At 59.8% G+C, this 26759-nt stretch carries 19 protein-coding genes and 1 pseudogene; 14 read left to right on the top strand and 6 right to left on the bottom strand.

All coding sequences use genetic code 11. From position 1 onward, the window contains the following. Positions 1-9 precede the first annotated feature (9 nt). From mgtE to IPP95_07935, 3 genes are all read left to right on the top strand, one after another. Positions 10-1404 carry a magnesium transporter gene (mgtE, locus tag IPP95_07925; GenBank protein QQS74119.1) on the top strand — a complete coding sequence of 465 codons (1395 nt, stop codon included), beginning with the start codon at positions 10-12 and terminating at the stop codon, positions 1402-1404. Continuing rightward, on the top strand, positions 1401-2348 hold the full coding sequence (locus tag IPP95_07930) for a phosphoglycerate dehydrogenase (GenBank protein QQS74120.1): 948 nt from the start codon (positions 1401-1403) through the stop codon (positions 2346-2348). Before mgtE ends, IPP95_07930 begins: the two co-directional genes overlap by 4 nt. Positions 2349-2481: 133 nt before the next feature. Beyond that, positions 2482-3318 (top strand): glycerophosphodiester phosphodiesterase, encoded by an 837-nt coding sequence (locus tag IPP95_07935; protein QQS74121.1) that lies wholly within the window; start codon positions 2482-2484, stop codon positions 3316-3318. Here the strand turns inward: IPP95_07935 and IPP95_07940 are convergent. Beyond that, complete coding sequence (locus tag IPP95_07940; protein QQS74122.1) at positions 3312-4298, bottom strand: Hpt domain-containing protein; 987 nt, start codon at positions 4296-4298, stop codon at positions 3312-3314. The two genes, IPP95_07935 and IPP95_07940, sit on opposite strands and share 7 nt — an antisense overlap. Before the next feature lie 155 nt (positions 4299-4453). On the opposite strand from IPP95_07940, the gene IPP95_07945 reads away from it, so the two are divergent. Continuing rightward, entirely contained in the window at positions 4454-5728 is a 1275-nt protein-coding gene (locus tag IPP95_07945; GenBank protein QQS74123.1) for a sodium:proton antiporter, read from the top strand. Here IPP95_07945 and IPP95_07950 read toward each other — a convergent pair. Then, positions 5703-6956 (bottom strand): aspartate kinase, encoded by a 1254-nt coding sequence (locus IPP95_07950; GenBank protein ID QQS74124.1) that lies wholly within the window; start codon positions 6954-6956, stop codon positions 5703-5705. The two genes, IPP95_07945 and IPP95_07950, sit on opposite strands and share 26 nt — an antisense overlap. Next, complete coding sequence (locus tag IPP95_07955; protein QQS74125.1) at positions 6953-7432, bottom strand: GNAT family N-acetyltransferase; 480 nt, start codon at positions 7430-7432, stop codon at positions 6953-6955. The genes IPP95_07950 and IPP95_07955 overlap by 4 nt, the downstream gene beginning before the upstream one ends. Positions 7433-7527: 95 nt before the next feature. Here IPP95_07955 and fbp point away from each other — a divergent pair, with 95 nt between their 5' ends. Beyond that, a complete protein-coding gene (gene fbp / locus IPP95_07960; protein ID QQS74126.1) occupies positions 7528-8499 on the top strand; it encodes a class 1 fructose-bisphosphatase in 972 nt (323 codons plus the stop codon). Positions 8500-8561: 62 nt separating this feature from the next. On the opposite strand, the gene IPP95_07965 is transcribed toward fbp, so the two are convergent. Beyond that, positions 8562-8987: a hypothetical protein gene (locus tag IPP95_07965; protein QQS74127.1), complete on the bottom strand. Its 426-nt coding sequence runs from the start codon at positions 8985-8987 to the stop codon at positions 8562-8564. A gap of 109 nt (positions 8988-9096) precedes the next feature. Between IPP95_07965 and IPP95_07970 the strand changes: the two genes are divergently transcribed. The 5 genes and pseudogenes from IPP95_07970 (at position 9097) to IPP95_07990 (ending at position 17015) form a co-directional block, all read left to right on the top strand. Beyond that, positions 9097-11304, top strand: a complete 2208-nt coding sequence (locus IPP95_07970; protein QQS74128.1) for a T9SS type A sorting domain-containing protein — start codon at positions 9097-9099, stop codon at positions 11302-11304. Positions 11305-11354: 50 nt separating this feature from the next. Next, positions 11355-11753: a hypothetical protein gene (locus IPP95_07975; protein QQS74129.1), complete on the top strand. Its 399-nt coding sequence runs from the start codon at positions 11355-11357 to the stop codon at positions 11751-11753. 33 nt (positions 11754-11786) lie between these two features. After that, positions 11787-12329, top strand: coding sequence for a DUF1697 domain-containing protein (locus tag IPP95_07980; protein ID QQS74130.1), 543 nt, complete (start codon positions 11787-11789; stop codon positions 12327-12329). Between the two features lie 90 nt (positions 12330-12419). Beyond that, complete coding sequence (gene mfd / locus IPP95_07985) at positions 12420-15878, top strand: transcription-repair coupling factor (GenBank protein QQS74131.1); 3459 nt, start codon at positions 12420-12422, stop codon at positions 15876-15878. A 119-nt stretch (positions 15879-15997) separates the two neighbouring features. Beyond that, positions 15998-17015: pseudogene (locus tag IPP95_07990) on the top strand (virulence RhuM family protein). A gap of 80 nt (positions 17016-17095) precedes the next feature. Here IPP95_07990 and IPP95_07995 read toward each other — a convergent pair. Beyond that, positions 17096-18346, bottom strand: a complete 1251-nt coding sequence (locus IPP95_07995; GenBank protein QQS74132.1) for a hypothetical protein — start codon at positions 18344-18346, stop codon at positions 17096-17098. A gap of 157 nt (positions 18347-18503) precedes the next feature. Between IPP95_07995 and IPP95_08000 the strand changes: the two genes are divergently transcribed. The 3 genes from IPP95_08000 (at position 18504) to IPP95_08010 (ending at position 23804) form a co-directional block, all read left to right on the top strand. Continuing rightward, complete coding sequence (locus IPP95_08000; protein QQS74133.1) at positions 18504-19280, top strand: TIGR00730 family Rossman fold protein; 777 nt, start codon at positions 18504-18506, stop codon at positions 19278-19280. A 107-nt stretch (positions 19281-19387) separates the two neighbouring features. After that, a complete protein-coding gene (locus IPP95_08005) occupies positions 19388-22201 on the top strand; it encodes a carboxypeptidase-like regulatory domain-containing protein (protein QQS74134.1) in 2814 nt (937 codons plus the stop codon). A 208-nt stretch (positions 22202-22409) separates the two neighbouring features. Further along, positions 22410-23804, top strand: coding sequence for a T9SS C-terminal target domain-containing protein (locus IPP95_08010; protein ID QQS74135.1), 1395 nt, complete (start codon positions 22410-22412; stop codon positions 23802-23804). Between the two features lie 98 nt (positions 23805-23902). On the opposite strand, the gene IPP95_08015 is transcribed toward IPP95_08010, so the two are convergent. Further along, entirely contained in the window at positions 23903-24865 is a 963-nt protein-coding gene (locus IPP95_08015; GenBank protein ID QQS74136.1) for a sensor histidine kinase, read from the bottom strand. Between the two features lie 212 nt (positions 24866-25077). Here IPP95_08015 and IPP95_08020 point away from each other — a divergent pair, with 212 nt between their 5' ends. Next, positions 25078-26751 (top strand): Na/Pi cotransporter family protein, encoded by a 1674-nt coding sequence (locus tag IPP95_08020; GenBank protein ID QQS74137.1) that lies wholly within the window; start codon positions 25078-25080, stop codon positions 26749-26751. Positions 26752-26759: the final 8 nt, after the last annotated feature.

A 26759-nucleotide genomic window follows, 5' to 3' on the forward strand; every position in this document is an offset into this window, starting at 1 on the left:
CGCCGCGGCATGACCTTCACCCTCAGCAAAGCGAACCTGGAGCGGATCCAGGAGCATGTTGCGCAACAGCGCGATGAGGAACTGCTGGAGGCCGTCAAGGACCTTCACCCGGCCGACCTTGCGGAGATCCTCGATCAGCTGGAGCTGAAGGAAGCGCAGTACCTCTTTGAGCGGCTGGAGCCGGAACTCGCCGCCGAGGTGGTGCTGGAAGTGCCGGAGGACCGGCGTGACGACCTGCTCGGCAACTACACCGGGAAAGAGATCGCCGAGGAACTGATCGAGCACTTCGATTCGGACGACGCGGCCGACATGATCGCGGAGCTTTCCGAAGAGGTGCGTGAAGAGGTGCTGGCGAACATCGAGGACAGTGAGCAGCGCAAGGAGATCAACGAGCTGCTCACCTACGACGAGAACACCGCCGGCGGCCTCATGGCCAAGGAGCTGGTGAAGGTGAACGCGGACAGCAGCATGTTGGAATGCGTGCGGCAACTGCGGGGACACGCCGACCTGATCGATGACATCTATGTGATCCTCGTGGTGGACGACCACGATCGGCTGGTGGGCACGATCCCGTTGAAGGCGTTGCTGACCACATCGCTACGCACCCCGGTGAAGGACGTGTACGACCCCGATGTCATCAGCGTGAAGGCGCATGAAGATGTGGAGGAGGTGAACCGCCTGATGGAGAAATACGATCTGGTGATGCTGCCGGTGACGGACGACCGTGGTCGACTGCTGGGGCGCATCACCATCGACGACGTGGTGGACGCCATCCGCGAAGAGGAGACCGAGGACGCGCAACGCATGGCCGGTATGGAAGCGCTGGATTATTCGTACAGCCACAGCAGTTTGTGGGAAATGGTGAAGAAGCGCTCCGGCTGGCTGGTTGTGCTGTTCATCGGTGAGAGCTTTACGGCCACCGCGATGAGCTTCTTCGAGGACCAGATCGCCAAAGCGGTGATATTGGCGCTCTTCGTGCCCTTGATCATCTCCAGCGGGGGCAACACCGGCTCCCAGGCCAGCACGCTCATCATCCGGGCGCTCGCATTGGGCGACATCAGCACTTCGGAATGGTGGCGCATCGTGCGCCGCGAAAGCAGTGTGGGCCTTATCCTCGGCGTCATTCTGGCGGTGATCGGCTTTGGGCGCGTGGCCATCTGGAGCCAGTTCACAGATCTGTACGGTCCTCATTGGTTACCGGTGGCGATGGTCGTCTCCATCACTTTGTTGGGGGTGGTGCTCTGGGGCAATCTCATGGGTTCCTTGTTCCCTTTGGTACTGAAACGTCTCGGATTGGATCCCGCCACCTCCTCGGCACCGTTCGTGGCCACGGTGGTGGACGTCACCGGGCTGGTGATCTATTTCAGCATCGCCTCGCTCTTCCTCCGGGATATCCTGCTATGAAGATCAACTTCGTCGACAGTGTGCATCCGGTCCTTAGCACACGGCTGACCGTGGCGGGCCATACCTGCGAAGACCTAAGTGAATTCATTGGAGAGGAGCTGTTCGCACAACTGCACGACTCCCAAGGTCTGGTGGTGCGCAGCCGGGTGCTGGACGCGGCCACACTGGCCCATGCGCCGAAGCTGAAGTTCATCGCGCGCTGCGGTGCGGGCATGGAGAACATCGACCGGGCGTATTGCGCCGACCGCGGCATCCGTCTGTACAGCTCGCCGGAGGGCAACCGCGGTGCCGTGGCCGAACACGCCGTGGGCATGTTGCTGGCACTGATGAACAAGCTGCCCACGGCGGACCGTGAAGTGCGCCAAGGCATCTGGGACCGCAAGTCCAATTCCGGGAGCGAACTGGGCGGAAACAACGTGGGCATCATCGGTTTCGGGCAGATGGGCTCGGCTTTCGCGCAGCGCCTGCAAGGCTTTGACGTGAACGTGCTGGCCTACGACAAATACCGCGAAGGCTTTGGCAATGAGCAAGTGGAAGAGGTCGATCTGGACGAATTGTTGGAGCGCTGCGCCGTGATCAGCCTGCACCTGCCGCTCACGGCGGAGACGGAGCATTATGCTGACGCGGCCTTCTTCGCGCGCTGCGAAAAACCGGTGTGGTTCATCAACACCGCCCGGGGGCCGCTGGTGGACACCGCCGCCTTGTTGAATGCCATTGATTCCGAGAAGGTACGCGGCGCGTGTTTGGACGTGCTGGAATTCGAGGAGCGCACGCTCTTGGGCCTGAACGCGGAACAGGAGGACCCGGTCCTGAAGCGTCTCTACGCAAATGAGAAGGTGCTGCTTTCTCCCCACGTGGCGGGCCTCACGGCGGAGAGCTACTTCAAGCTGGCAAACGTGCTGGCGGACAAGATCCTGAACGACTTCGCGGACAGGAAGCTCTAGTTCCCTCAACGATCTCCCGTAGGGGATCCTGAGGACACGAGGGCATCAACGTCCACTCCGTGGGACGTTGATGGAACTAATGCGCGAAGGTCCTTGCTGGAACCTTGACTACTCTACCTTGGCGGCCACAACGATGACCAACACCACCCAGGTCCACGGCCACCGCGGCTGCGACGATGCCGTACCGGCGAACACCATTCCCGCCTTTCTGCTCGCCGCCGCCACCGGATGCCAATGGTTGGAGATGGACGTGGTGATCACCGGCGACGATCATGTGCTGGTGAGCCACGAGGCATGGATCGACCATCACACCTGCCGCGATCCGGAAGGGCGTGCGCTCAGCGAGGAAGAAGGGCGCGCGATCAACATCTTCGAACTCCCGCTCTTGGAAGTCCAGCGCTTCGGCTGTGTCCCGGCGCACCGTGCTGAAGAACACGCGCCACCTTGGGCCGGTTGGCACAAACCCACGCTCGCCGAAGTTGTCATCGCCGTGGGCGCTTCTTCGGCGGAACGGAAAGCCAGTGCGCCGTCCTTCAACATCGAGATCAAGAGCGAGCCGCTGATCTACGGCACCTTTCAGCCTCCGCCCGAACGCTTTGCGGAGCTGGTGCTGCGCGACGTGATCGCACTCGGGATCACCGACCGTTGCTTGGTGCAAAGCTTCGACATCGCCATACTGGAGGCCATGCATGCCTTGGCCCCCGACCTGCCCTTGGCGCTGCTGGTGGAGAATGCGGACGGAGTGGAATCGAACCTCCGCCGGTTGAGTTTCACCCCGCGCTATTACAGCCCGGCGTACTCCATCGCAAACGCTCGGATGGCCGGGGAGCTTCGTGAAAAAGGTATCGGGCTGCTGGTCTGGACAGTGAACGACATGGCCGACATGTGCCGGATGCTGGACCTCGAAGTGGACGGCCTCATCACGGACAAGCCAAGGGAGGCCATGGCGCTGATCGCCTCGCGTCAGTGACCCGCCTTGATCAGCAGATCCGAAATAGCCGCCTCCAGCGCATCAAGGTCCGCCGACCATAGTTGCTTGTTCTGTTCCGCACCTGTCGTCATGAGCCTTGCGCACAACGGCGTGAAACGTTCCTGATCAAAACTGATGAGCTGCGGCTTCAGGGAATGCACCACACGGACCACTTTCGCGTGATCTGCCTGTTCACGGGCCTGTTGCAGCGTGGCCAAGCGTTCCGGCGCTGACTTGCGGAACATCGCCACCACCACCGGGTCCATGGCTTCATCCAAGGCAATTGCCGGAGCTTCATACAGACCGCTTTCAGGAATGGCGCAGACCACGTCTTCCCGATCAGGGAGCTCCTTCAACCGGTTGACCGGTTTCTTCAAGGCTTCGATCTCGCTGCGCAAGGCTTCGATGGAAGTGCGGAGCTTGCGGCTCGTGCTTCCCATGCGGTAGAGCAGGCCGATCACCAGCAACAGGCCCACGCCCGCCGTGGCCAGCGCGATCCACATCCAACGGTCCGCGTTACGTTGCACCTCCAACAGCGCCTCTGCGATCCGCCGCTCACGCCCGGCCCCTGCTTGAACTGAACTGTCCTTGACCGCCATTAGGCGGGCCATCGTCATGGTATGTTGGTCGTTCAGGCTGTCCCGTTGGCGTGCTGCGCTGAGGCGTTCCAGCGAATCACTCAGCAAGGCTTCCGTGTAAGCGGAGGCACTATTCCCAGCGTTGTCATAGCGCTGGGCGAGTTCCCGATGGGCTACTGATCCCAGGTCGGGACGGCCCATGTCATTGGCGATCGCAAACGCTTGCTTCAACAGTTTCACAGCCTCGGTCTTGCTCACCAAGGGTACCAAGCGCATTCTTCCCGAGAAGGCTGCCGGAAGGTCACCCGTGCTGTCCGCCAGGACCAATGATGTGCGCTGTTCAGCGACCTCGGCCTTCAAGCTGTCCGCTGCACTGGTCCGGCTTTGAGCGGGCAATACCAAGGCGCATCCCACACAAAGGAGGGACAGGGACCATCGCCGTGCTCGGCTTGAAAGGGTGCGGACCATGGGGCGAATCTATCGCCAGACCGCACTTGTTCCGTTTGTACGCCACATAGTGCAAGGCCGTAGCTTTCCGCCCGATCCGACCGCATCCCATGGGCACCTTCGCCACCTTCTCCCTGCTGATCGTAATTGCGGCGCTCTTCGCCTACGTGAATTTCCGGGTGCTGAAGCTGCCTTCTTCGATCGGCCTGATGTTCTTGGCCCTGCTGTTCTCGGTGCTGCTGGTAGCGGTTGGCAAAATGATGCCGCACGTGTTGGGCGACATGCAATCACTGGTGCAGCATCTTGATCTTTCACGCCTGCTGATGAACAACATGCTGGGTTTCCTGCTTTTCGCGGGAGCGATCCACATCAAGCTTGACATACTGCGACAGGAGAAATGGGCGGTGATGGCGCTTTCCACGGTGGGCGTGATCACGAGCACGATGCTGGTGGGCACCGTGATGTTCTACCTGTTGGCGGCCTTTGGCATCCCGATGGAATACCTGCACTGCCTTCTCTTCGGCGCGCTCATCTCCCCCACCGATCCCATCGCGGTACTCGGTATTTTGAAGGAGGCGAAGGTTCCGCCCTCATTGGAGATGAAGATCGCCGGGGAATCGCTCTTCAACGATGGCGTGGCGGTGGTGGTGTTCCTCACCATTCTGGAGATCTCCGAAAGTCCCGCGTCATTCGGGTGGTCCGAAGTGGCTGTGTTGTTCGTGCAGGAGGCCGTCGGCGGCATCGCGTTCGGCCTGGTCATCGGCTACATCACTTTCGTGATGATGCGCAGCATCGACAACTACAAGGTGGAGGTGCTGCTTTCGTTGGCAGTGGTGATGGGCGGGTATGCGCTGGCCCAGGCGCTGCATGTCTCCGGGCCCTTGGCGATGGTAGCGGCAGGGATCCTCATCGGCAACCACGGCAAGAAGCATGCGATGAGCAAGATCACCGAGGAATACGTGGACAAATTCTGGGAGCTGATCGATGAGATCCTCAACGCCATGCTCTTCGTGTTGATCGGGCTGGAGCTGCTTGTGGTGAAACTGGACCCGATCCACTTCGTCGTTGGCGGCATCGCGATACTGCTGATCCTCGTGGTGCGCTACGTCTCGGTCTGGGTGCCCGCACAGCTCATCCGGTTCAAGGAGCGGATGCACCACCCCACCCTGCTTATGCTCACCTGGGGCGGCCTGCGCGGGGGCATCTCCATCGCCATGGCGATCTCCCTGGGCGACACGTTCGATCGCGGCCTGTGGATCACGCTCACGTACATCGTGGTCACCTTTTCCATTCTCGTGCAAGGCATGACCATCGGCAAGCTGGCACGCCGGTTGGCGAAGCGTCAGAAGGTGCAAAAGGCTAATTCACCACGAAGCGCGCGGTAGTGCGTGAGCGCTGTTCGATCAGCGGCTCCTTGCCGTTCAGCAGCCGCTTCAGCGTGGCCTCGTCGTAGTGGCGCACGGTGATCAGCTCGCAACTCTCGTTGTAGCGCACCTCATAATCCTTCCGTAGTTCCTCGATAAGCTGTCGGGCACGGGGTGAATCATCCACCGCAACGCTGAAGGCCAAGGCACTGTTCTGCATCAGCTCGATGCGCACCTGCCGATCAGCGAAGCTTTTGAAGATGCCGCTGAGGTTCTCCTCCACGATGAAGCTGAGGTCGCGCGGGGTGATGCTGATGAGGAGTTGCTTCGGCTTCACGATGAAGGAAGGCACGAGCGTGTCGCGGTCCGTGGCATCACTGATGGTGCTTCCTGCGACCTCCGCATCCAAGAAGGAGCGCACGTAGAGCGGAATGTTCTTGCGCTGCAAGGGCTGCAGGGTGCGGGGATGGATCACGCTGGCACCGAAGTAGCTGAGCTCGATCGCCTCGCGGTAACTGATATGCTCCAACAAGGTGGTATCGGCGAACCGGTTGGGATCGGCATTGAACATGCCGGCTACATCCTTCCAGATGGTCACGCTTTCGGCATCCAAGAGATAGGCGAAGATCGCTGCGGAGAAATCCGAGCCTTCACGGCCGAGCGTGGTGGTGGTGCCGTCCTTCGCCCCGCCGATAAAGCCTTGCGTCACCACACGGAACGGCGCGTCCGGAACATGGGCGCGCAGGATCGCTGCCCCGTCGGCGCTGGCTTCCCAATCCACTGACGCGCTGCGGTGCCTCCCGTCCGTCCGGACCACGGTGCGGGCATCCCACCACGCGCTCGTGATCCCGGAGGCGTCCAAGTGGGCCTTGACGATCACGCTGCTCCAGAGCTCTCCGAACGACACCACTTGATCGTAGTGCAGGTCAATATCCTTCGTGGCCGGATGCTTCAGGATGGCCCGCAAGGCATGAAAGTGGTTGGTCAAGAGCTTCCCGGCTCCCTCATCATGCGGGGCGACCTCATGGAGCACTTCGGAATGTACCTGTTCCAAAGCGTCCACTTTGTCATCGGTCGGTCGGCCGTCGATCCACGCCCATACCACTTCCTCCAGCGCATTGGTGGTCTTGCCCATCGCGCTCACCACGATCACGAGGTCGTCAAGCCCGTACCGCTTCACCACCTCCGCCAGATTGCGCACACCTGCCGCGTCCTTCACGCTGGCACCGCCGAACTTAAAGACTTTCATTGCGCCGCAAGTTTACTGAGCTGCGCCTTGTCCAAGCGGCCGTTCACCCATTGCCCGTCCAGCTCTGCGCCCAAGCGCTTGTAAAAGCGGATGGCACCTTTGTTCCAGTCGAGCACCTGCCAGGTCATGTGGTGATAGTCGCGCTTCACCGCTTCCTCCGCGCATGCCTTGAACAGGAGTTCCCCGATACCGAGTCCTCGCGCATTTTCCGTCACCACGATATCCTCCAGATAGCCCACGCGCCCACGCCAGGTGGAATAGCGCTCATAGCACATGGCGATTCCGATGATCCCATCTTCTGATCGCTCCGCCACCCAGCCCCACCAAACTGCATCAGGCCCGAAACCCGCCTCGCGCATCTGCTCTTCCGTCACTGTCACCGCTTCCGGCTCCTTCTCGAATACCGCCAGCTCCTTTACCAGAGCCAGCATCTGCGGCACATCGCGGGCTTCCGCCTTGCGGATCGTGATCTCCATAGTGCCCAAAGATCGCGCACAGCCGATATTTGCAACGGATCAGTGTTGAGGATGATCATCATCTGATCATCAAATTATCTGATCATCTGATCGAAATGGCCAACATCACCACCCTCTCGGAATTCATCATCGAACGCGAAAAGGATTTCCCCTTCGCCACCGGTGATCTCACCCAACTGCTCACCTCCATCCGCTTGGCTGCCAAGCTGGTGAACCGGGAAGTGAACAAGGCCGGGCTGGTGAACGAGATCCTTGGCGAGACCAACGCGCACAATATCCAAGGCGAACGCCAGCAGAAGCTCGACGTCTACGCCAACGACCGCTTTATCAGCGCGATGCGCAACCAGGGCGCGGTCTGTGCCGTGGCCAGCGAGGAGGAGGATGAGCACATCGTCTTTGACAATCCTGCTTCACTGAACGGCAAGTACGTGGTGGCCATGGATCCGTTGGACGGTTCCAGCAACATCGACGTGAACGTTTCCATCGGTACCATCTTCTCCATCTATCGTCGGCTGGACCCGGAGAAGGTGACCTTGGATGATTTCCTGCAGCCCGGCAGTCAGCAGGTGGCGGCAGGCTATGTGGTCTACGGCAGCAGCACCATGCTCGTCTACACCACCGGCAGCGGAGTAAACGGATTCACGCTCGACCCTAGCATCGGCGTTTTCTGCCTCAGCCACCCGAACATGCAGGTGCCCAAGGACGGCAGCATCTACTCCGTGAACGAGGGCAACTATTTCGATTTCCCGGAGAATGTGCGTGGCTACATCGATGGCTGCAAAAAGAAAAAGATGAGCGCACGTTACATCGGCAGCCTGGTGGCGGACTTCCACCGCAACTTGCTGAAGGGCGGCATCTACATGTACCCAGGCACCGCCGACAAGCCGAACGGCAAACTGCGCCTGCTCTACGAAGCCAATCCGCTCGCCATGTTGATCGAGCAGGCCGGCGGCAGCGCCACCGACGGCACCACCCGCATTTTGGACCTTCAGCCCACGGAACTGCACCAGCGCTGCCCCTTGTTCATCGGCAGCACGGCAATGGTGGAGGAGGTGATGAAGGGGTAGTGTGTCCGCCCGCGCTTGCAGCGCGGGGCGTGCGAGGTAGGCGCTTGTAGCGCCAAACGACCCTACTCCACCATCATCCGAGCGATCAATGCCCGCACGCGGACGCGGTCCGTCATTCCGGAAATACGGTACTCCGTACGTGCCGTGAAATTGATCACCAGGTCCATGTCATCCGCCACGGCGAGGGTGAAGGGCCTTCCGCCGGACCAGCCCATGGCCAGATGCTCCAGACCCGGTAGATCACGGAAGATGTGCCGAGCCGGCGCATAACTCTTCATGGCTTCACCGGCGGTGCTCATCTGTTGCCCTTTCACCACGGTGCAGGGGACATGGCTTCGGTATAGCTTCCACGCCATAGCGTTCGCAGAGGCCGAGGTATATTTCCTTGGCGGAAGCTGTTTGAATACGTGGATGCTGTCGATACGCTGGGCTAGTGCATCGACAGTCCCTATCAGGAAGCTGAGTCCGAACAGAAGATAACGGAGCATACGTGCCATCGATGGTGCGAAGCTACCGGCATTACTTCCCGATCGGAAGTCTGGACCGGACCTTTTTGTTCCATTCATTTACTTGGTCGAGCCCATCTTTGTGGTCGATATGAGAAACACCCTGACATTCCTGCTCTTCGCCGCGTGTACCGCGACCTATGCCCAGCAATGGGAACTCGTCACGCCCATCAAGACCACCAGTGAATTCAAGAGTCTCGTGATGGTGAACGACCTGGTGGGTTATATCACCGACTGGCCCAATGGCGCGGTATTGTGCACGGAGGATGGCGGCGCGACCTGGCAGCGGCGCCTGAACTTGCTCCAGAACAAACCGCTGGCGCTCCACATGTGGGATGATGTGCGCGGCATCTGCGTGGGCAACAGCGGCACCGTATACCGCACCACCGATGGATTCCGCACGGCCACCTCTTCTTTCAATCCCACGTACGGCCACCTCAACTGTGTGTTCTTCCTCAACGATACGTTGGGCTGGGTGGGCACGCAGACCGGGAAGATATACCGCAGCACCGATGCCGGGGTTTCGTGGACGCTGATGCAGAGCGGCCAGAGCACCAGCAACTACATGACGGCGATCCAGTTCCTGAACCCCGACACAGGCTATGCCAGCTGCTACGCCGGTGAAATGCTGAAAAGCACCGACGGTGGCCTGACCTGGCTGAACGTGGGCCCCTTCGATCAGCTTGTGTTGATGCGCGACCTTCACTTCTACAGCACCCAAGAGGGCGTGGCGGTGGGCAGCGCAGGCGAGGTGATCCGAACCACCGACGGCGGGGTGACTTGGGATTCGATCCCTTCCAGCACCACGTACAGCTTGAACGCCATGGCCGTGCAAGGCGATGTGATCGTGGCCTGTGGCTGGTGGGGGCGCACGATCCGCAGCACGGACCGGGGCCAGACCTGGACGGAGATCCAAGTGGGCAGCTCCGAACACATGAGCGTGGCATTGACGCCGAGCGGCTACGGTTTGCTGGGCACCAACGGGCGCATCCAAGTGACCCACAACGCTGGCCTGAGCTGGGCGGTTTTGTTCGAGGGCACCTCCGCCGGTACTGTCAACAAGATGAGCTTCGCGAATGACAGCATCGGCGTAGCGGGCAACGGGCTGCGTACTACCGATGGTGGCCGCAAATGGGTAGCTGCACCCAGCGGTGGCCTGGGTGTCCACCTGCGTGCTGATGGCATCGGCTGCCGTGGTGGCAGCAGTGGCAGCTTCGGCCGCACCACGGACTATTTCGCAACGGGCATTAACGGCACCGGCCCCAACGTGGCCATCCGATGCACATGGAGCCTGAATGCCAACACGCACATCGTCGGCGGCGGTGCGGTGTACGGCGGCATCTACCGCACCACCAACAACGGTTCCACTTGGACGCATGTGCTCGATGTGGGCAACATCACCATCAGCGACCTCTGGTTCGTGGATGATCAGCAGGGCTATGCCGTGGGCGAGTACGGCGACAACTACCGGACCATGGACGGCGGCGTGACGTGGCAACCTTTGCCCCCCACGAGTGGCAGCTTGACCGTGTTCTTCACCGATGCGATGCACGGCTGGACCAAGCAGCACCGCACCACCGACGGCGGCGACACGTGGACATACATGGGCGGCACGCCGCAGACCACCATGAGCGTCTTTTTCACCGATAACGACACCGGATACGCGGTGGGCAGCACCGGGCAAACGGTGAAGTCCACGGATGGCGGTGTGACCTGGAACAATGCACTGCCGGACATCCTCAACGCGGGGATCACCGATGCCGCCTACGTGGACGGCTACATCGTGATAGGCGGTGCGTACGGAGACATCTACAGGGCGCAGGTGGGCTGTCCAAGCACGCCGCAAGTACCGGTCGTTACGGTGGACGGCACCACGCTCTGCACCGATCTCAACGGGCAGATCCAGTGGTACCGCAATGGAATTCCACTAGCTGGGAACACGACACAATGCATCACTGTTGAACAAGGTGGCGACTACCATGTGATCGTGGTGGACGGGTTCGGATGTACTTCCGCTCCATCGGTAGCCGTACCGGTGATCTTCACCGGGATCACTGGCGCCAACGCATCCTCCGCACGTCTCTTCCCGAACCCGGCGAACGGAATGGTACGCATCGAGCGCTCGGACAATGCACCCGCCATGCTGACGCTCACCGATCTGCAAGGACGCATCGTGCGGCAGGAAGCCATCAGCCGAAACCTCTGCACGCTCGATCTGGCCGACGTGAGACCCGGAGTGTATTTGGTGCGCATCGCCACGGCGGACAAAGCGGAAACGCTACGTTTGGTAAAGGAGTGATCGCACTTTTCGGCGGACCGCTCTTTCGCTACCTTGGCATCTCTGCGACCATGCCACAGCTCCATCTGCCCACCACCTCCCGACCGGCCACTGAACGACGTTCGCAAATAGCGCGCTGGTTCAATTCACGCGGCTTCAGCACTGCGGCTTTCGAAAAGGGAAAGCTTCGGGTGAGCACCTATCGCATGGGTGAACCGATCTACTTCAAACTGATCGACCACACGGGCCACGCTACCTACTACAAGGAAGCCACCGGCGGCGCACTGATCGTCTTCGAGGTGATGGCGGATGAGGAGCATATCTCCTACGAAGGCTATTGTCCGATCCTCCTCTTCGGCGTCTGGTCGAAGAAAATAGCCTTCAAACAAGGCGCAGGCCGGTTGACCAAATACCGCGACGAAGGCTACCGACTGGAACAGGAATTTCTGGCACACGTCCGCCAACTTTAAGTACGGCCGAAATAGAGATCTTCTGCTGTCATCATGGCGAAACCCGTTACCTACCTCCTTCTCTTCCGTGGCGTGGGCGGTGCCACGCAATTGCCCGTGGCACCGCTCCGCGAAGCGCTGACCAAGGCCGGCTTCACCGGGGCCACCACCTACATCAATAGCGGCAACGCATTGGTCCGAAGTACGCTCTCGCGGGAAAAGACCATTGCCAAAGTGGCCAAGCTGTGCAGGGAGCACTTTGGATTCGACAAGTCCATCTTCGCCCCTACCGCCGCGGAATGGCATGCGGTGATCGCCAACAATCCTTTTCCGGAAGTAACGGTGGGCAAGCAGTTGCATGCTGCGACGCTCGCCGCCACCCCGAAGCCTGAAGCCTTGGAAGCGATACGTGCGGTAGCCGTTGAAGGCGAAGGCTTGGTCATCGTGAACGATGTGGCCTACCTCCACACGCCGCACGGCTTCGGCACCTCCAAGTTCGCGGCCAAATTCGACAAGGGTATCGGCGTGGTGAACACCGCACGGAACTGGAACACGGTGCTGAAAATGATGGAGCTGGCGCAAGGTTTGGAGGGGTAGTAAGGGGCCGAGCCACACGCTACCTTTGCGCCACTCCCGAACCCGATGCCCGGAATATCCGGCACCGGGTTTTCGGGCATTTAGGCCTCTATGAATTTGACCTCCCTTTCCGACCTCCTCACCCTCTTCGCCAACGACCCGCGCAGCAAGCAAGCTACGGAAGCATTGACCGCATCGCATGCGCGCATCCGCCTGAGCGGATTGATAGGCAGCGGCCGCTCACTTGCCGCCAATGCCATCCGTGAGAAGCGCGGCGGTACGCATGTGTTCATCCTCGGCGATAAGGAAGAGGCAGCGTACTTCATGAATGATCTGGAGGCGTTGCAGGCAGTCCGTACAGGCGCTCCAAACGGAGCGCCTGTAGCGTCGACCCAGAGGGTGGACCGACTGTTCTTCCCCGCCCCTTCACGTTCCCCCTATGATCCCGAAGGCCACCAGGACGGCGATCGCGTGACCCGTACGGAAGTGCTGGAAACGTTAATGACCCTTCAGCAAGCTCAGGGTCCTTCGCAGCTCACCATCGTCACCTATCCGGAGGCTTTGGTCCCACTCGTAGTGGGGAAGGAGACGATGCAGAAGAACTCGTTGGCGATCAAGCGCAACGAGGAACTGCCGATCGACACCTTGGAGGAATGGTTGCACGAAACCGGCTTCGAGCGCGTGGAATTCGTTTACGAGCCGGGGCAGTTCAGCATCCGTGGCGGCATTGTGGACGTGTTCAGCTACGGCAATGACAAGCCTTACCGCATTGAGCTTTATGGTGATACCGTGGAGAGCGTGCGCCGCTTCGACCCGCAGGACCAGCTAAGTGTAGAGCGCCTGGCCGAGGCGGTGATCGTACCGGACCTGCAGGACGAAGACGCGGCGAAGCAACAGACCTTCTTTGCGCAACTCCCTGAGGATACCGTGATCTGGCTACAGGACCCGAAGGCGATCAGCGATACGGCCGTGAAGTCCTTGCAGTTGATGAACGATGTCTATGCTCGGACGCCGGAGAAAGGGAAGCACGCCAAGCCCGAGGAGCTATTGGCCAGTGATAGTGAGTTAGCAAAGGGACTATTGGGATTCCGGAAAGTGTTTTGGGGTTCCAGCCTCAAGCCTCAAGCTCCAAGCCGCAAGCTCGAGGCTGACGGCATGCAGCTTGAGGCTACCGAGATAGACTTCGGCCAAAGGCCTCAACCACCTTTCGCCAAAGACTTCAAGATCCTCAGCGGCGACCTGCACAACAAGCAGAACGCGGGCTTCACCAACCTGATCGCGTGCAACGGCGCCAAGCAGAGCGAACGCCTCTACTCCATCTTCCGCGACCTGGAGCACGAGGTTTCATTCACGCCCTTGGTGCTGGACCTCCACGAAGGCTTCATCGACGGTGAGCTGAAACTGGCGCTCTACACCGACCACCAGATCTTCGAGCGCTACCACCGCTTCCGGCTGAAGGAAGGTTTCCGCAAGAACTCGCAGGCGCTCACGCTGAAGGAGCTGACGCAGCTGAAACCCGGCGACCTCGTGGTACACATCGACCATGGCATCGGCGTGTTCAGTGGACTGGAGACAATCGATGCGGGCGGACAAATGCAGGAAGCGATCCGCCTGAAGTACCGCGACAACGACATCCTCTACGTCGGCATCCACAGCCTGCACCGCGTGAGCAAATACAGCGGCGAGGAAGGTGGCGCAGCGCCGAACGTGAGCAAGCTCGGCAGCCCCACGTGGAGGAGCCTGAAGGAAAAGACCAAGGCGAAAGTGAAGGCCCTCGCCTTCGATCTGATCAAACTCTATGCGCACCGCAAGAGCAAGCCGGGCTTCGCGTTCCTGCCGGACAACTACTTGCAGACCGAGCTTGAGGCGAGCTTCATCTACGAGGACACGCCCGACCAGGAGAAAGCCACTGCCGATGTGAAACAGGACATGGAAAAGCCCGTCCCGATGGACCGGCTCGTCTGCGGCGACGTCGGCTTCGGCAAGACGGAAGTGGCGATACGTGCGGCCTTCAAAGCGGTATGCGACAGCAAGCAAGTGGCGGTGCTGGTCCCGACCACCATCCTCGCGTTGCAGCATTGGAAGACCTTCACGGCACGCATGAAGGGCCTTCCCGTGCGCGTGGACTACATCAACCGCTTCCGCAGCGCGGCGGACCAGAAGCAGATCCTCGTGGACCTCAAGGAAGGCAAGATCGACATCCTCATCGGCACGCACCGCTTGGTGAGCAAGGACGTGAAGTACAAAGACCTCGGCCTGCTGATCATCGACGAGGAGCAGAAGTTCGGCGTGAACGTGAAGGACAAATTGAAGACGCTGCGCGCCACGGTGGACACGCTCACGCTCACCGCCACGCCGATCCCGCGCACGCTTCAGTTCAGCCTCATGGGGGCGCGTGACCTCAGCATCATCAGCACGCCGCCACCCAACCGCTACCCGGTGCAGACCAACGTGCATCCGTATGACGAGGTGGTGATCAAGGAAGCGATCGACTACGAGCTTTCGCGTGGTGGGCAGGTCTACTTCATCAACGACAAGGTGAAGAACATCGAGTACGTCGCGGACATGATCCGCAAGCTGGTGCCCGGTGCGCGCGTCGCCGTGGGCCATGGGCAGCTCGAAGGCCACAAGCTCGAATCCGTGATGATGGACTTCATCGAAGGCGAGACTGACGTGCTCGTCTGCACCACCATCGTGGAGAACGGCCTCGACATCCCGAACGCGAACACCATCATCGTGAACGAGGCGCAGAACTTCGGCCTCAGCGACCTGCACCAATTACGCGGCCGCGTGGGGCGTAGCAACAAGAAAGCCTTCGCCCATCTGCTTGCTCCCAGTCCGCACCTCTTGCCGGACCTCTCACGCAAGCGCCTGCAGGCCATCGAACAGTTCAGCGATCTGGGAAGCGGCATCCACATCGCAATGAAGGACCTCGACATCCGTGGTGCGGGCGATCTGCTCGGCGCGGAACAGAGCGGCTTCGTAAACGATATCGGCTTCGAGACCTACCACAAGATCCTTGAAGAGGCCGTGCGCGAACTGAAGGACGAGCACTTCAAGGAACTCTTCGAAGACCGCCAACTCGCACGCGGTGCCACTCGCTACCGCGCCGACGACTGCGTATTGGAAACGGATCTGCGCATGATGATCCCCAACGATTACGTCAGCGAAACGGCCGAACGCCTCGCGCTCTACCGCGCATTGGACAATCTGAAGGACGCCGAGGAGCTGGAGAAATTCAGCGCGTCCATCGCGGACCGCTTCGGCCCGGTCCCCGCACAAGTGCAGGACCTGATGGAAGCGATCCGCCTGCGCTGGAGCGGCGAGCGCTTAGGCTTGGAGAAGATGAAGTTGAAGCAGGGCAAGCTCATCGGCACCTTCATCGCAGACCAGAAGCATCCCTTCTTCGGGAGCGAGATATTTACTGCGATACTACGCGCCGTGCAGCAGCAGCCGCGCAAGTTCAAGGTTTACGAGAAGAACGGAACGTTGCGGCTTTCCGTGGGGGAAGTCACCACTATGCAACAGGCGAAGGAGGCGCTGGAGGGGGTGCTGGCGGTGGCTGCGTGAGCTAATGGGAAACGTGCCATTCCTTGGTCAACCATTTTTCCAGCCTCACTGATCCAACTTCCTCTTCCTGTAGCTAAGTTGCCATTCGCTGGTTGACCGAAACCACGTCACTCATTCTCATGAACACCTCTAACATCATCTTCTACAGCACCCCGCAGGGTGAAGTTCATATCGAGGTCTTCTAAGAGGAAGAGACCTTCTGGCTTACCCAGAAGAAGATAGCTGAGTTGTTCGGCGTGGAGGTGAATACGATCAACTACCATCTGAAGGAGATCTACAAAGGGGCTGAGCTTCAGGAGAGGCAACTATTCGAAAAATTCGAATAGTTCAATTGGAGGGTGATCGAGAGGTTGCACGGGATGTGGATCATTACAATTTGGACGTGATCATCGCAGTCGGCTATCGTGTGAATAGTACACGTGCCACCAAGTTCCGCATCTGGGCCACAAACACACTGAAGGAGTTCATCATCAAAGGTTTTGTGCTGGACGATGCAAGATTGAAACAGGGCAAGCAATTCGGGCAGGACTACTTCGAGGAACTCCTGAGCGCATTCGGGAGATCCGCGCCAGCGAACGCAGGTTCTACCAGAAGATCACCGACATCTACGCACTTTCCGTCGACTATGATGCGAAGGACGAGAGCACCCGTAGCTTCTTTGCGAGCGTGCAGAATGAATTGCATTGGGCCATCACCGGCAGAACCGCTGTGGAGACCATCTATGCCGAGGTGGATGCCGCCAAGCTGAACATCGGCTTGCGCACATGGAGGCACGCGCCCAAAGGCAAGATCCTGAAGAGTGATGTGACCGTTGCCAAGAACTATTTGGACGAACAGCACCTCAGTGAATTGAACCGGATCGTGAGCGCTTATTTGGACCTTGCCGAGAACCGCGCACAACGCGGCATCGTCATGCGCATGGCCGACTGGATCGAATTCCTGAAGGATTTCCTGCAACTATCGTCGTACCCGCTGTTGGCCGACCAAGGCAAGGTGAGCGCACTGGAAGCCAAGCTGAAAGCCGAAGGTGAATTCGAGAAATTCCGTGTCGTTCAGGATAGGATGTATGAGTCGGACTTCGATCGTGAAGTGAAGCGGCTGAATGCGGACATGGCAACGAAGGAGAGAAAGACGTAGTCGTTCGACCCTGGCGAAGGGTCATTGACGCTTATCATCCTTCGCCAACAACACTTCCAACCTCACCACGCCAACCGTCCTCAAGGAACGAACACCCGTTGCACGACCATGCCCTTGCTGTGCATGATCCGGAGGATCATCACACCTTGAGCACCGTCCGTTGGAATGCGACCAATACCCTGACCGTTCAACTGTCCGCTGGCGATCCGTGCTCCACGCGTGTCCAGGAGCTGATAGGTCGGGTTCTCGAGTGATGTCGATCCCAAGTCCACGAGGACCGCATCATTATCCACGCGAACGAGAATCCCGGAAGCTCCGATGGAAGCCACCTCCGTACTCAGCTCCACCACGATACCGACCGGCACCGGTGCGTAGAACGGCGAAAGGGTCACGACACGGATCCGATAGTCGGTGCCTGGTAAAGTACCAGCGGGGATCGTGCATGGAATGCTGCCGGTAGCGAAGGTGCTGTTCGTTGTCCCGATCACGGTGGCTGCGGAGAAATCACCGTTCACGTCGGACAGCTCCACATTAAAGTCGGTCGCGGCGAGAGGTTCTCCGTTCGTGGTGTAGGCCACGTTCAGGTCGAAGCCGGAACCGGCGCTCACATAGGCGATCTGTTCATCGGGGGTCGCATACAGATTGTAGATCAAGCCCATATCATCGAACCAGGCCTGCGTTCCAACGACGCTGATCGTGCTGTCACCACAGGACATGGCGAGCAACACGTGTTCCGGCTGGCGGTTGTCGAGGTAGACAAAGGGAACGGAGAAGCGCGTCCATTCCGTTTGATCGACCTCCGGGCCGACCCATGTCGCAGCACCGACCCAGTTCGGATAGGTATCGAACATCGGCAGCTTGCCTTGGTCCACGTGCATCAACGCCGTGATCTTCGCATGGTCCCCGGGTTGGGGCGTCGCCTTGAACCAGCCGATGAGGCTGTCCGGGCGGGAACCACATACCGTGTTCCAATCGGCATTTGCAAGATCGGAGAAGACGTAACTGTTCGCGACCGTGAACTCCGCATGCACTCGACCATTGGTGAGCAGCCCCGCAGCTGGGCCAGCAATGGAACTCACCGTACGAAGGTTCGCCGAGAACGATCCGGTATGCGCATCGGGATCCTGCCAGCACAGTTGAGGAGCGAAGTTGTTGATAACGGTCCCCCCATCGCTCGTCTTCACGGAACTCCATTCCAACGGCTCCTCAGTGGCCGTTCCCACATTGTTCCAATCCTCGAAACCGGCGTTCTCCAATTGTGGTTGTGCCCAAAGCAGGGGTGCCAGGCTTAGCGCGCCGACGAGCGAAATGTTACGGTAAAGCTTGTTCATGGGGTAAATCTAATGGCAGAACCGGGCCGGTGTGCCGATCCCCCGCAGCGTTTGATCGTGCAATGGATCCCGAAAGCCGGATCTTGTTCACAATGGTGTGAAGGAGATCCAGGAAGACCATTCCTCACCGGGCCGTGTACCGCGATACCTTCGCGCCATGCCCCCGAACCCTAGCGATCGCTCCAAGATCGACCTCAGCTTCCTCAGCGGTCCGCGTTCCCGATGGAAGGAATTCAAGACGCTTTTTGAGATTGCGCAACAGTTCTTCTATGGTTTCCGCAGGCTGCATTTCGTGGGGCCTTGCGTCACGTTCTTCGGGAGTGCGCGCTTCAAGGAGGACCATCCCTACTACGAGGCAACGCGCTCATTGGCGCGACGCGTGGGGCGCGTGGGCTTCACGGTAATGACCGGCGGCGGACCCGGCGTGATGGAGGCCGCAAACCGCGGCGCGCGCGACGTGGGCGCCACCAGCGTGGGCTGCAACATCGTCCTGCCGCATGAGCAGTACGCCAACCCCTACCTCGATGTCGACCTCACCTTCGACCACTTTTTCGTGCGTAAGGTGCTGCTGCTGAAGTACAGCATCTGCTTTGTGGTGATGCCGGGCGGCGCGGGGACCATGGATGAGCTGTTCGAGACGGTGACCTTGATACAGACCGGCAAGGTGAAGGGATTTCCGATCATCTTGTACGGCAAGACCTATTGGGCACCGGTACTGGAGCAACTGAGGCAGATGATCGCGGCCGGCACGATCGGCGCCGAGGAACTGAGCTTCGTGCATGTGGTGGACAACGTGGAGGAAGCCACGGAGGTCCTGCAGGAGCAATTAGTGACCATGTGGCAGCAGCAAAAGGGGAAAGGTGCCCATCTGCCGGAATGGTGGTTCCAGGACCAGCCCATCAAGGGCAGGAACTTCCGGGACCGGAAGGTCTGAAGGCCGCCCGGATAACGGAAGGATAACACGGGGCAAACGCGGGAGTTACAGCGGGCGGGGACCTTTGCGTCCACGTTCAGCGCATCAATGCGCCGGACGTCATCCCGATGATCCGCATTCTCCTTCTCACCTGCTTCACACTCGCCATATTCCCGCTCCTGGCACAAAAAGGCACCATTGTCGGAACAGTCACGGCCTTGGAGAACGGCGTGGCCGAACCGCAGCCCTTCGCCAACGTGCTCATCAAAGGCACGAGCACTGGTGTCAGCACGGACCTCGATGGACATTTCAGTCTGCCAACGGAGGCGGGATCGCAAACCGTGGTAGTGAGCATGGTGGGGCATGCGAACGTTGAACGCGACGTGACGGTGATCGCCGACCAAGCCGTGCAACTCGATATTCCGCTTGACGAGGGAGTGCAGGAGATGAAGACCGTACAGGTCGTGCGCGAGCGGAGGGTGGATTCAGAGGTGGCGGTGATGCAGGCCGTGCGCAACAGCGACCAAGTGGCCAATGCGATCGGCCGCCAACAGATAGCCAAGGGTCAGGACCGCACGGCTGCGGATGTGGTGAAGCGCATACCCGGCGTCACCATCATCGGCGACCGCTTCGTGATGGTACGCGGACTGGCGGACCGCTATAACACCGTTCTATTGAACGGCGTCACCGCACCAAGCCTGGAGCCCGATCGCCGGGCCTTCAGCTTCGACCTGCTGCCCAGCGGTGCCGTGGACCGCATGATGATCTATAAGACAGGAGCCCCTGAACTGCCCGGCGAATTCGCCGGCGGGGTGATCCAAGTGACGACCACCGGTGTGCCGGAGAAGAACGAGGTCAAGGTCAGCTACGGCCTCGGGGTACGCAGCGGAACGACCTTCCATGACATCCAACAGGACCAGCGAAGCTCCACGGACTTCCTCGGATTTGACGACGGTTCACGTCAACTCCCCTCGGACTTCCCAGCGCACCTCAACACCGTCACCAGCGCGGAACAATTGGCAGCCTATGGCCGCGAGCTCCCCGATACATGGACGGCATCCACCAGCACCGCCGCGCCGGACCAGCGCTTCGGCCTCATGATCGCCCGGCGCTTCGGCAAGGACGGCGCAAAGAACCACTATGGCAACGTCACCTCCATCGACCTGTCGAACACGAACGCGACGTATACCTCCAAGAATTACAACTACAATTCGTACGACCCCGCAGCGCAACGCAGTGATACCATTTACAACTATACCGACCACGAGAACAACCGGACCGCGCGCGTAGGCGTGATGCACAACTGGAGCGCTTTGATCGGACCGACGACCAAGCTTGAGTTCCGCAACCTCTTCGACCAAGTGGGCGAGAACCGCACAACAGCGCGCACCGGCAGGAACCTGGAAGAGGGCTTCGACGTGCGGAACTATGCCTATCAGTATACCGAACGGACCATCTATAGTGGACAGCTGCACGGTTCACATGATCTGATGAAGGACCGCACCCACGCGGACTGGACCTTGGGCTATGGCCGGGCATGGAGCAAGGAGCCGGACTTCCGGCGCGTACGGACCGTCCGCAACATCGGGGCCACCGATGCGCCCTATCAAGTAGTGATCGCCCCGACGGCCTCCACACTTGATGCAGGCCGCTTCTACAGTGACCTGAACGAAAGCACGTACACGGGGAAATTGGACCTGTCCCATGACCTGGGCAAGGAGGACGCGAAGTTCAAGGCCACCATCCGGGCGGGCGGAATGGCGGAGCGCAAGGAGCGCGACTTCAGCGCCCGATGGATGTCCTTCAAGAAGGCGAACACGGGTCAGTTCGACAACTCCTTGGGACTGCTTCCCTTGGATGAGATCTTCGCTGATGCCAATATCAACGGGACCACCGGCTTCAAGCTGGAGGAAGGCACCAATCCCAGTGACCGCTACACCGCCTCGAACACCCTGTTCGCCGGCTATGTGGGCACCACGATGAAATGGGGGAAATTGTTCGTCATGGGCGGCGGTGTGCGCGTGGAGCATAACCGCCAGCAACTGAACGGCGCGACCTATGGCGGCACCAGGGTGAGCGTGGACAACCCGATCACCAGCGTGCTCCCTTCGGTGAACGCATCCTGGAACATCACGGAAAGATCCTTGGTCCGGGTGGCGTGGAGCAATACCGTGAACCGTCCGGAGTTCCGGGAGCTTGCCCCGTTCTCCTTCTATGATTTCAGCTCGAACAACGTGCTGTACGGCAACCCCGCGCTGACCACCGCGACGATCCGCAATTTTGATGCTCGGTGGGAAATGTATCCCAGCTTGGGCGATGTGGTGAGCATTGGTGTATTCCAGAAGTCGTTCACGGACCCCGTGGAAATGTTCTTCGTCCCCGGTGCCGGATCGGGCGGAACACGCAACTTCACATTCAAGAACGCCGAAAGTGCGGAAAGCATCGGTGCCGAAGTGGAGGTGCGCCGCTCACTGAACGGGATCTTCCCGGAGGGTTGGCTCAGCCGCTTGGGCGTTCTGTTCAACGGCTCGCTCATCAAGAGTTCCGTGACCCTCGGGGCACAAGCGGTCGGACAGGACAACGAGCGGCCGATGATGGGACAAAGCCCTTACGTGGTGAATGCCGGCCTGTTCTATATGGACACGGAGAGGAAATTGCAGTACAACGTGGTGTTCAACACCTTCGGGAAACGGCTCTATGCCGTGGGCAGCTTCGGCACCCCGGATATTTACGAGATGCCCTCCGGTGCCTTGGATGCGACCCTTAGCAAAGCCTTTGGAGAACACTACAATGTGAAGATCGGAGCGCAGAACATCCTTAATACCCTGACGCTTTTGCAGCAGGACAGCAATGCGGACGGCAAGATCGGGAGCAATGACGAAGAGATCATGAGCTATCGGCGCGGCGTCTACTTCAGCGGTGCCTTGAGCTATACCTTCTGAGGAAGTTTCACGGAAGATATGGTGGTGATCCGTTGATCGCCGGACCAGTGGAATTCCTTCCGCAGGGTAGTCCATGCATACGCTGCGACCATCATCCCTCTTAACGAAATGATGATGTCTGCCAACGATAGGATAAGATCGACCTGACATGGAGGCAATGTTCCGAAGGTCCCTTTGTGGCGTGGAACAAACAACACAGAAAACACACATGGACCTCTTGAACAAGAAATCGATCTGGGCTCTGCTCATTGGAAGCGCACTGCTCGCCACCACCGCCTGCAAAAAGGACGACGACATCGTAACGCCGGAACCAACATCTCCGACGGCCTTCACGATCACCGATATCGGCAACAACACCAACAAGGTGGAGGGTGCGGCCAGCAGCGACTTCACTTTCACGAATGACAAGCAATGGCTGTTGCAAGGCTTTGTCTATGTGAACGACGGCGCCACTTTGACCGTCGACCCCGGTACGGTGATCCGCGGGGACAAGAACAGCAAGGGCACACTGATCATCCGGCGCGGTGCCAAGATCCATGCCGTGGGGAACAGCGCCCAGCCGATCGTATTCACCAGCAACCAGCCCGCTGGCAGCCGCGACTATGGCGATTGGGGCGGCATCGTCCTCTGCGGGCGCGCGAACAACAACCAGCCCGGTGGGGAGGCGATCATCGAAGGTGGGCCCGATGCCTCCTATGGTGGTGGCTCAAGCCCGAATGATGCCGACAACAGTGGAATCCTGCAGTTCGTCCGCATCGAGTTTCCCGGCATCGCGCTCCAACCGAACCAGGAGATCAACGGTCTCTCTTTGTGCGCCGTAGGCAACGGAACAATAATTGACCACATCCAAGTGAGCTATAGCGGCGATGACAGCTATGAGTTCTTCGGAGGTACGGTGAACATGATGAACATCGTGGCCTTCCGCGGTTGGGATGACGAGTTCGACACGGACAATGGCTATCGCGGCAAAGTGCAGTTCGCACTTTCCATCAGCGACCCGGCCATTGCGGACCAAAGCGGCAGCAACGGTTTCGAGAGCGACAACGATGCAAGCGGTTCCACCAGTGCGCCATACACAATGCCGATCTTCAGCAATGTGACATTCTTCGGGCCGTTCGCCGTCGCCGGGGGTACTCCGAACGGACAGTTCAAGCGTGCCGCGCATATCCGCCGCAACAGCCGTTGCAACACCTACAACACGGTCTTCGCGGGTTATCCGACCGGCATTCTGTTGGATGGATCGCTCACCGAGGCGGACGCGACCAGCAATACCCTCCAGATCCATGGCAGCATCGTGGCCGGTTGTCCGTCCGCATTGGAGGTGGTGGCCGGAAGCACGTTCGACATTGCTTCCTGGTTCCATACCAGCGGGTCCGGTAACAGTGTGATGGCCAACCTTAGCGACCTCGGAGTTTCCACGCCCTTGGTCATGAATGCCCCGGCCCTGTTGCCCAATGGTGGCTCTCCCCTGCTGAGCGGTGCGGACTTCAGCGGAAACGCGAGCGATCCGTTCTTCCAACAGGTCGCCTTCCGCGGTGCGTTCGGCACACAGGACTGGACTGCCGGCTGGTGCAACTGGGACCCGCAGAACACCGCTTACTAGGCCCGGGCCCGGTAATTCCCCTTCCGGGAAAAGCCCGATGTGCGGATCGCACCTCGGGCTTTTCGTTTTCAGATCATCCCCGACAAGGAACGACCGGATCACCGGGCGGAGGGCAGCGTAAAAGAGAACGTGGTGCCCTGTCCCTCAAAGCTCTTCACCGAGATGGTCCCGCCATGCGACTCCACGATGTGCTTCACGATAGCGAGTCCCAGTCCTGTCCCTCCCTCGTTCCTGGCGCGGCTCTTTCCCACCCGGTAAAAGCGCTCGAACAGACGGGGCAAGTGTTCCTCCGCGATGCCCGGCCCATCGTCCTCCACCTCCACCAACACCTGCTCACCGATATGGAATGCGCGCACCGTGCAGGTCCCCCCTTCCCTTCCGTAATGGATGGCGTTGTTCAGCAGGTTGAGAAGGACCTGCGCCAAGCGGTCCCTGTCGGCATGTACAAGGACCTCATCCTCCAAAGCGTTGATCAACTTCACCTCCCGCTGCTGGGCCGCTTGACGCAGTTCGTCCATCATCTCGTTCACCAGTTTGCGCAGGTCCATCCGTTCCGGAGCTATGCCGATCACCCCGCTTTCCAATTGGGTGATCAGGTCCAGGTCCTCGATGATGCGGACCATCCGTTCGGTGCCCCTGCTGGCGCGTTCAAGGAATTTCCGGTTCACCTTCGGATCCTCCAGCCCACCCTCCAAAAGCGTCAGGATATACCCTTGGATGCTGAACGTGGGAGTGCGCAGCTCATGTGCGAGGTTGCCTATGAACTCCCGCCGGAAACGTTCACGTTCCCGCAGTTCGAGGACCTCCGAGCGCTTGCTCCCTGCCCATGCGGTCACTTCGGCATCCACCGCGCGGAGATCCTCCTTCCTGGCCTTTCCGGAAACCGCTCCGGCACTGCGGGCCTCATGCACGGTGCGATGGATCAGGTCCACCCGGGCCTGCACGAAGCGTTCCACCGCGAAAAAGGTGACGGCACCGGAGACCATGAATACGGCCATAGCGACGGACCCAAGCAGAACGCGGGGGACGAACGACCCATGCATGGCCGGGAACAGGGACATCACCAGAATTACACTGAGCGCTGAAAAAGCGGCAACGAGCAAGGCGATAAGAAAGGGTGAACGAGGCCCCATTGCGGCCAAAGTTAGTTTGATGACATGCCGCAGGCCCTTGTCGCCGTAACAATTTCCGTGGAATGATGCACTTAACGCACAGGCAACATCGGCAATGTATTTTCGCGTTCATTTTTTTAGACGGGATGCACTTCGGCTTCATGCAATTCCTGATGCTCGCGGGTTCGCTCGGGCTGCTTGTCTTTGGCATGAAGTTGATGAGCGAAGGCCTGCAACAGGCGGCCGGCTCACGTATGCGGCGCGTACTGGAAACGATGACCCGTGACCGGCTGCGCGGGGTGTTCACCGGCATCTCCACCACGGTGATCGTCCAGTATTCCTCCGTGGTATCGGTAATGGTGGTGAGTTTCGTCAACTCCGGCCTGCTCACCTTGCGAAAGGCCGTCCCGGTGTTGATCGGGGCGAACATCGGCACCACGTTGAAATTGCTCCTTTTCGTGGGGGTGGGCTTCTCCGCACTGCAACTTCCCTATATCGCACTTCCGCTGATGGGTTTGGCGCTTCCGCTGCTCTTCATGCGGGGCCCACGGATCAAGGCCACCAGCAACCTGTTGATCGGCACCGCACTGCTTTTCCTTGCGCTCGGCCTGCTGAAGGACAATGTACCTCCGCCCACCGCGGATGCCTTGGGCTTCCTGAGATCCTGGGAAGGTGGCGGCATCCTGTCCGATCTGCTCTTCGTCGGCATCGGTGCCCTGTTGGCGATCACCATCCAATCCTCGAGCGTGGCGTTGGTGCTCACCGTCGCGCTGTGCGAGGCGGGCACCATCGGGTACGCCACCGGTGCAGCGCTGGTGCTGGGTGAGAACATCGGCACCACCTTCACGGCGAACATCGCCGCGCTGGCCGGCAACGTGTGGGCCAAACGCGCGGCGCGCGCCCACCTGCTGATCAAGGTGCTGGGCGTGGCCTGGGCACTGGTGGCCTTCAAACCCCTTCTCGCTGGTATCGCGTTCTTCACCGAACAGATCAACGGGAGCGATCCACACACCGATGCCTCCGTATTGAAATGGTCGTTGACGTATTTGCACTTCGCGTTCAACCTGGTGAACGGGATCGTCCTGTTGCAGTTCATTCCTTGGCTCGAAAAGGCGGTGACGCGCCTAGTGCCTGCGCGCAACACACCCGATGAGGAGTTCCGGCTGGAGTATCTCGAGGATCCGATGATGGCCGTTACGCCGGAACTTTCCCTGATGGAGGCGAACAAGGAGATCGCCAAATTCGGCAGGCTGTGCCACCGCATGCTGGGCATGGTGCGCGAGCTCCTCCTCGAGACCGCCCCGCAAGAGCGCGCCTTGTTGCTACGGCGCATCGCGAAGTACGGGTCCATCACGGGCCGCATGAAGAACGAAGTGGGCCGCTTCCTCACCCGCACCGGCACGGAGACCCGCGACGAGGCGGTCAGCGCGCGTATCCGGGGGCTGCTTTCCATCATCGGCGACCTCGATCATGCCGGCGGCATACTGTTCCGGATGAGCAAGGGCCTTGAACGCAAAAGCGATGAACGGCTTTGGTTCTCGCCCGAGCAACGCCAGGACCTGCTCGACATGATGGGACTTGTGGACCATGCCTTCATCGTGATGGTGCGCAACCTCGAAGCGGAGGGGGGGCAAGTATCCCTCGACGAGGCCATGATGGCCGAACAACGCATCGATCGCCAACGGGACCGGCTCAGCCACCACCATCTCCAGAACATCGAACACGAGGACCACAACATCCGCACGGGCATGGCCTACACCGAACTCTTCACCAGTTGTGAAAAGCTGGGCGACCACCTGGTCCAAGTGAGCGAGGCGCTCGCGGGACGGATCTGAGGGAAGGT

It is taken from the genome of Flavobacteriales bacterium, from assembly GCA_016700415.1.
Taxonomy (GTDB): domain Bacteria; phylum Bacteroidota; class Bacteroidia; order Flavobacteriales_F; family PHOS-HE28; genus PHOS-HE28.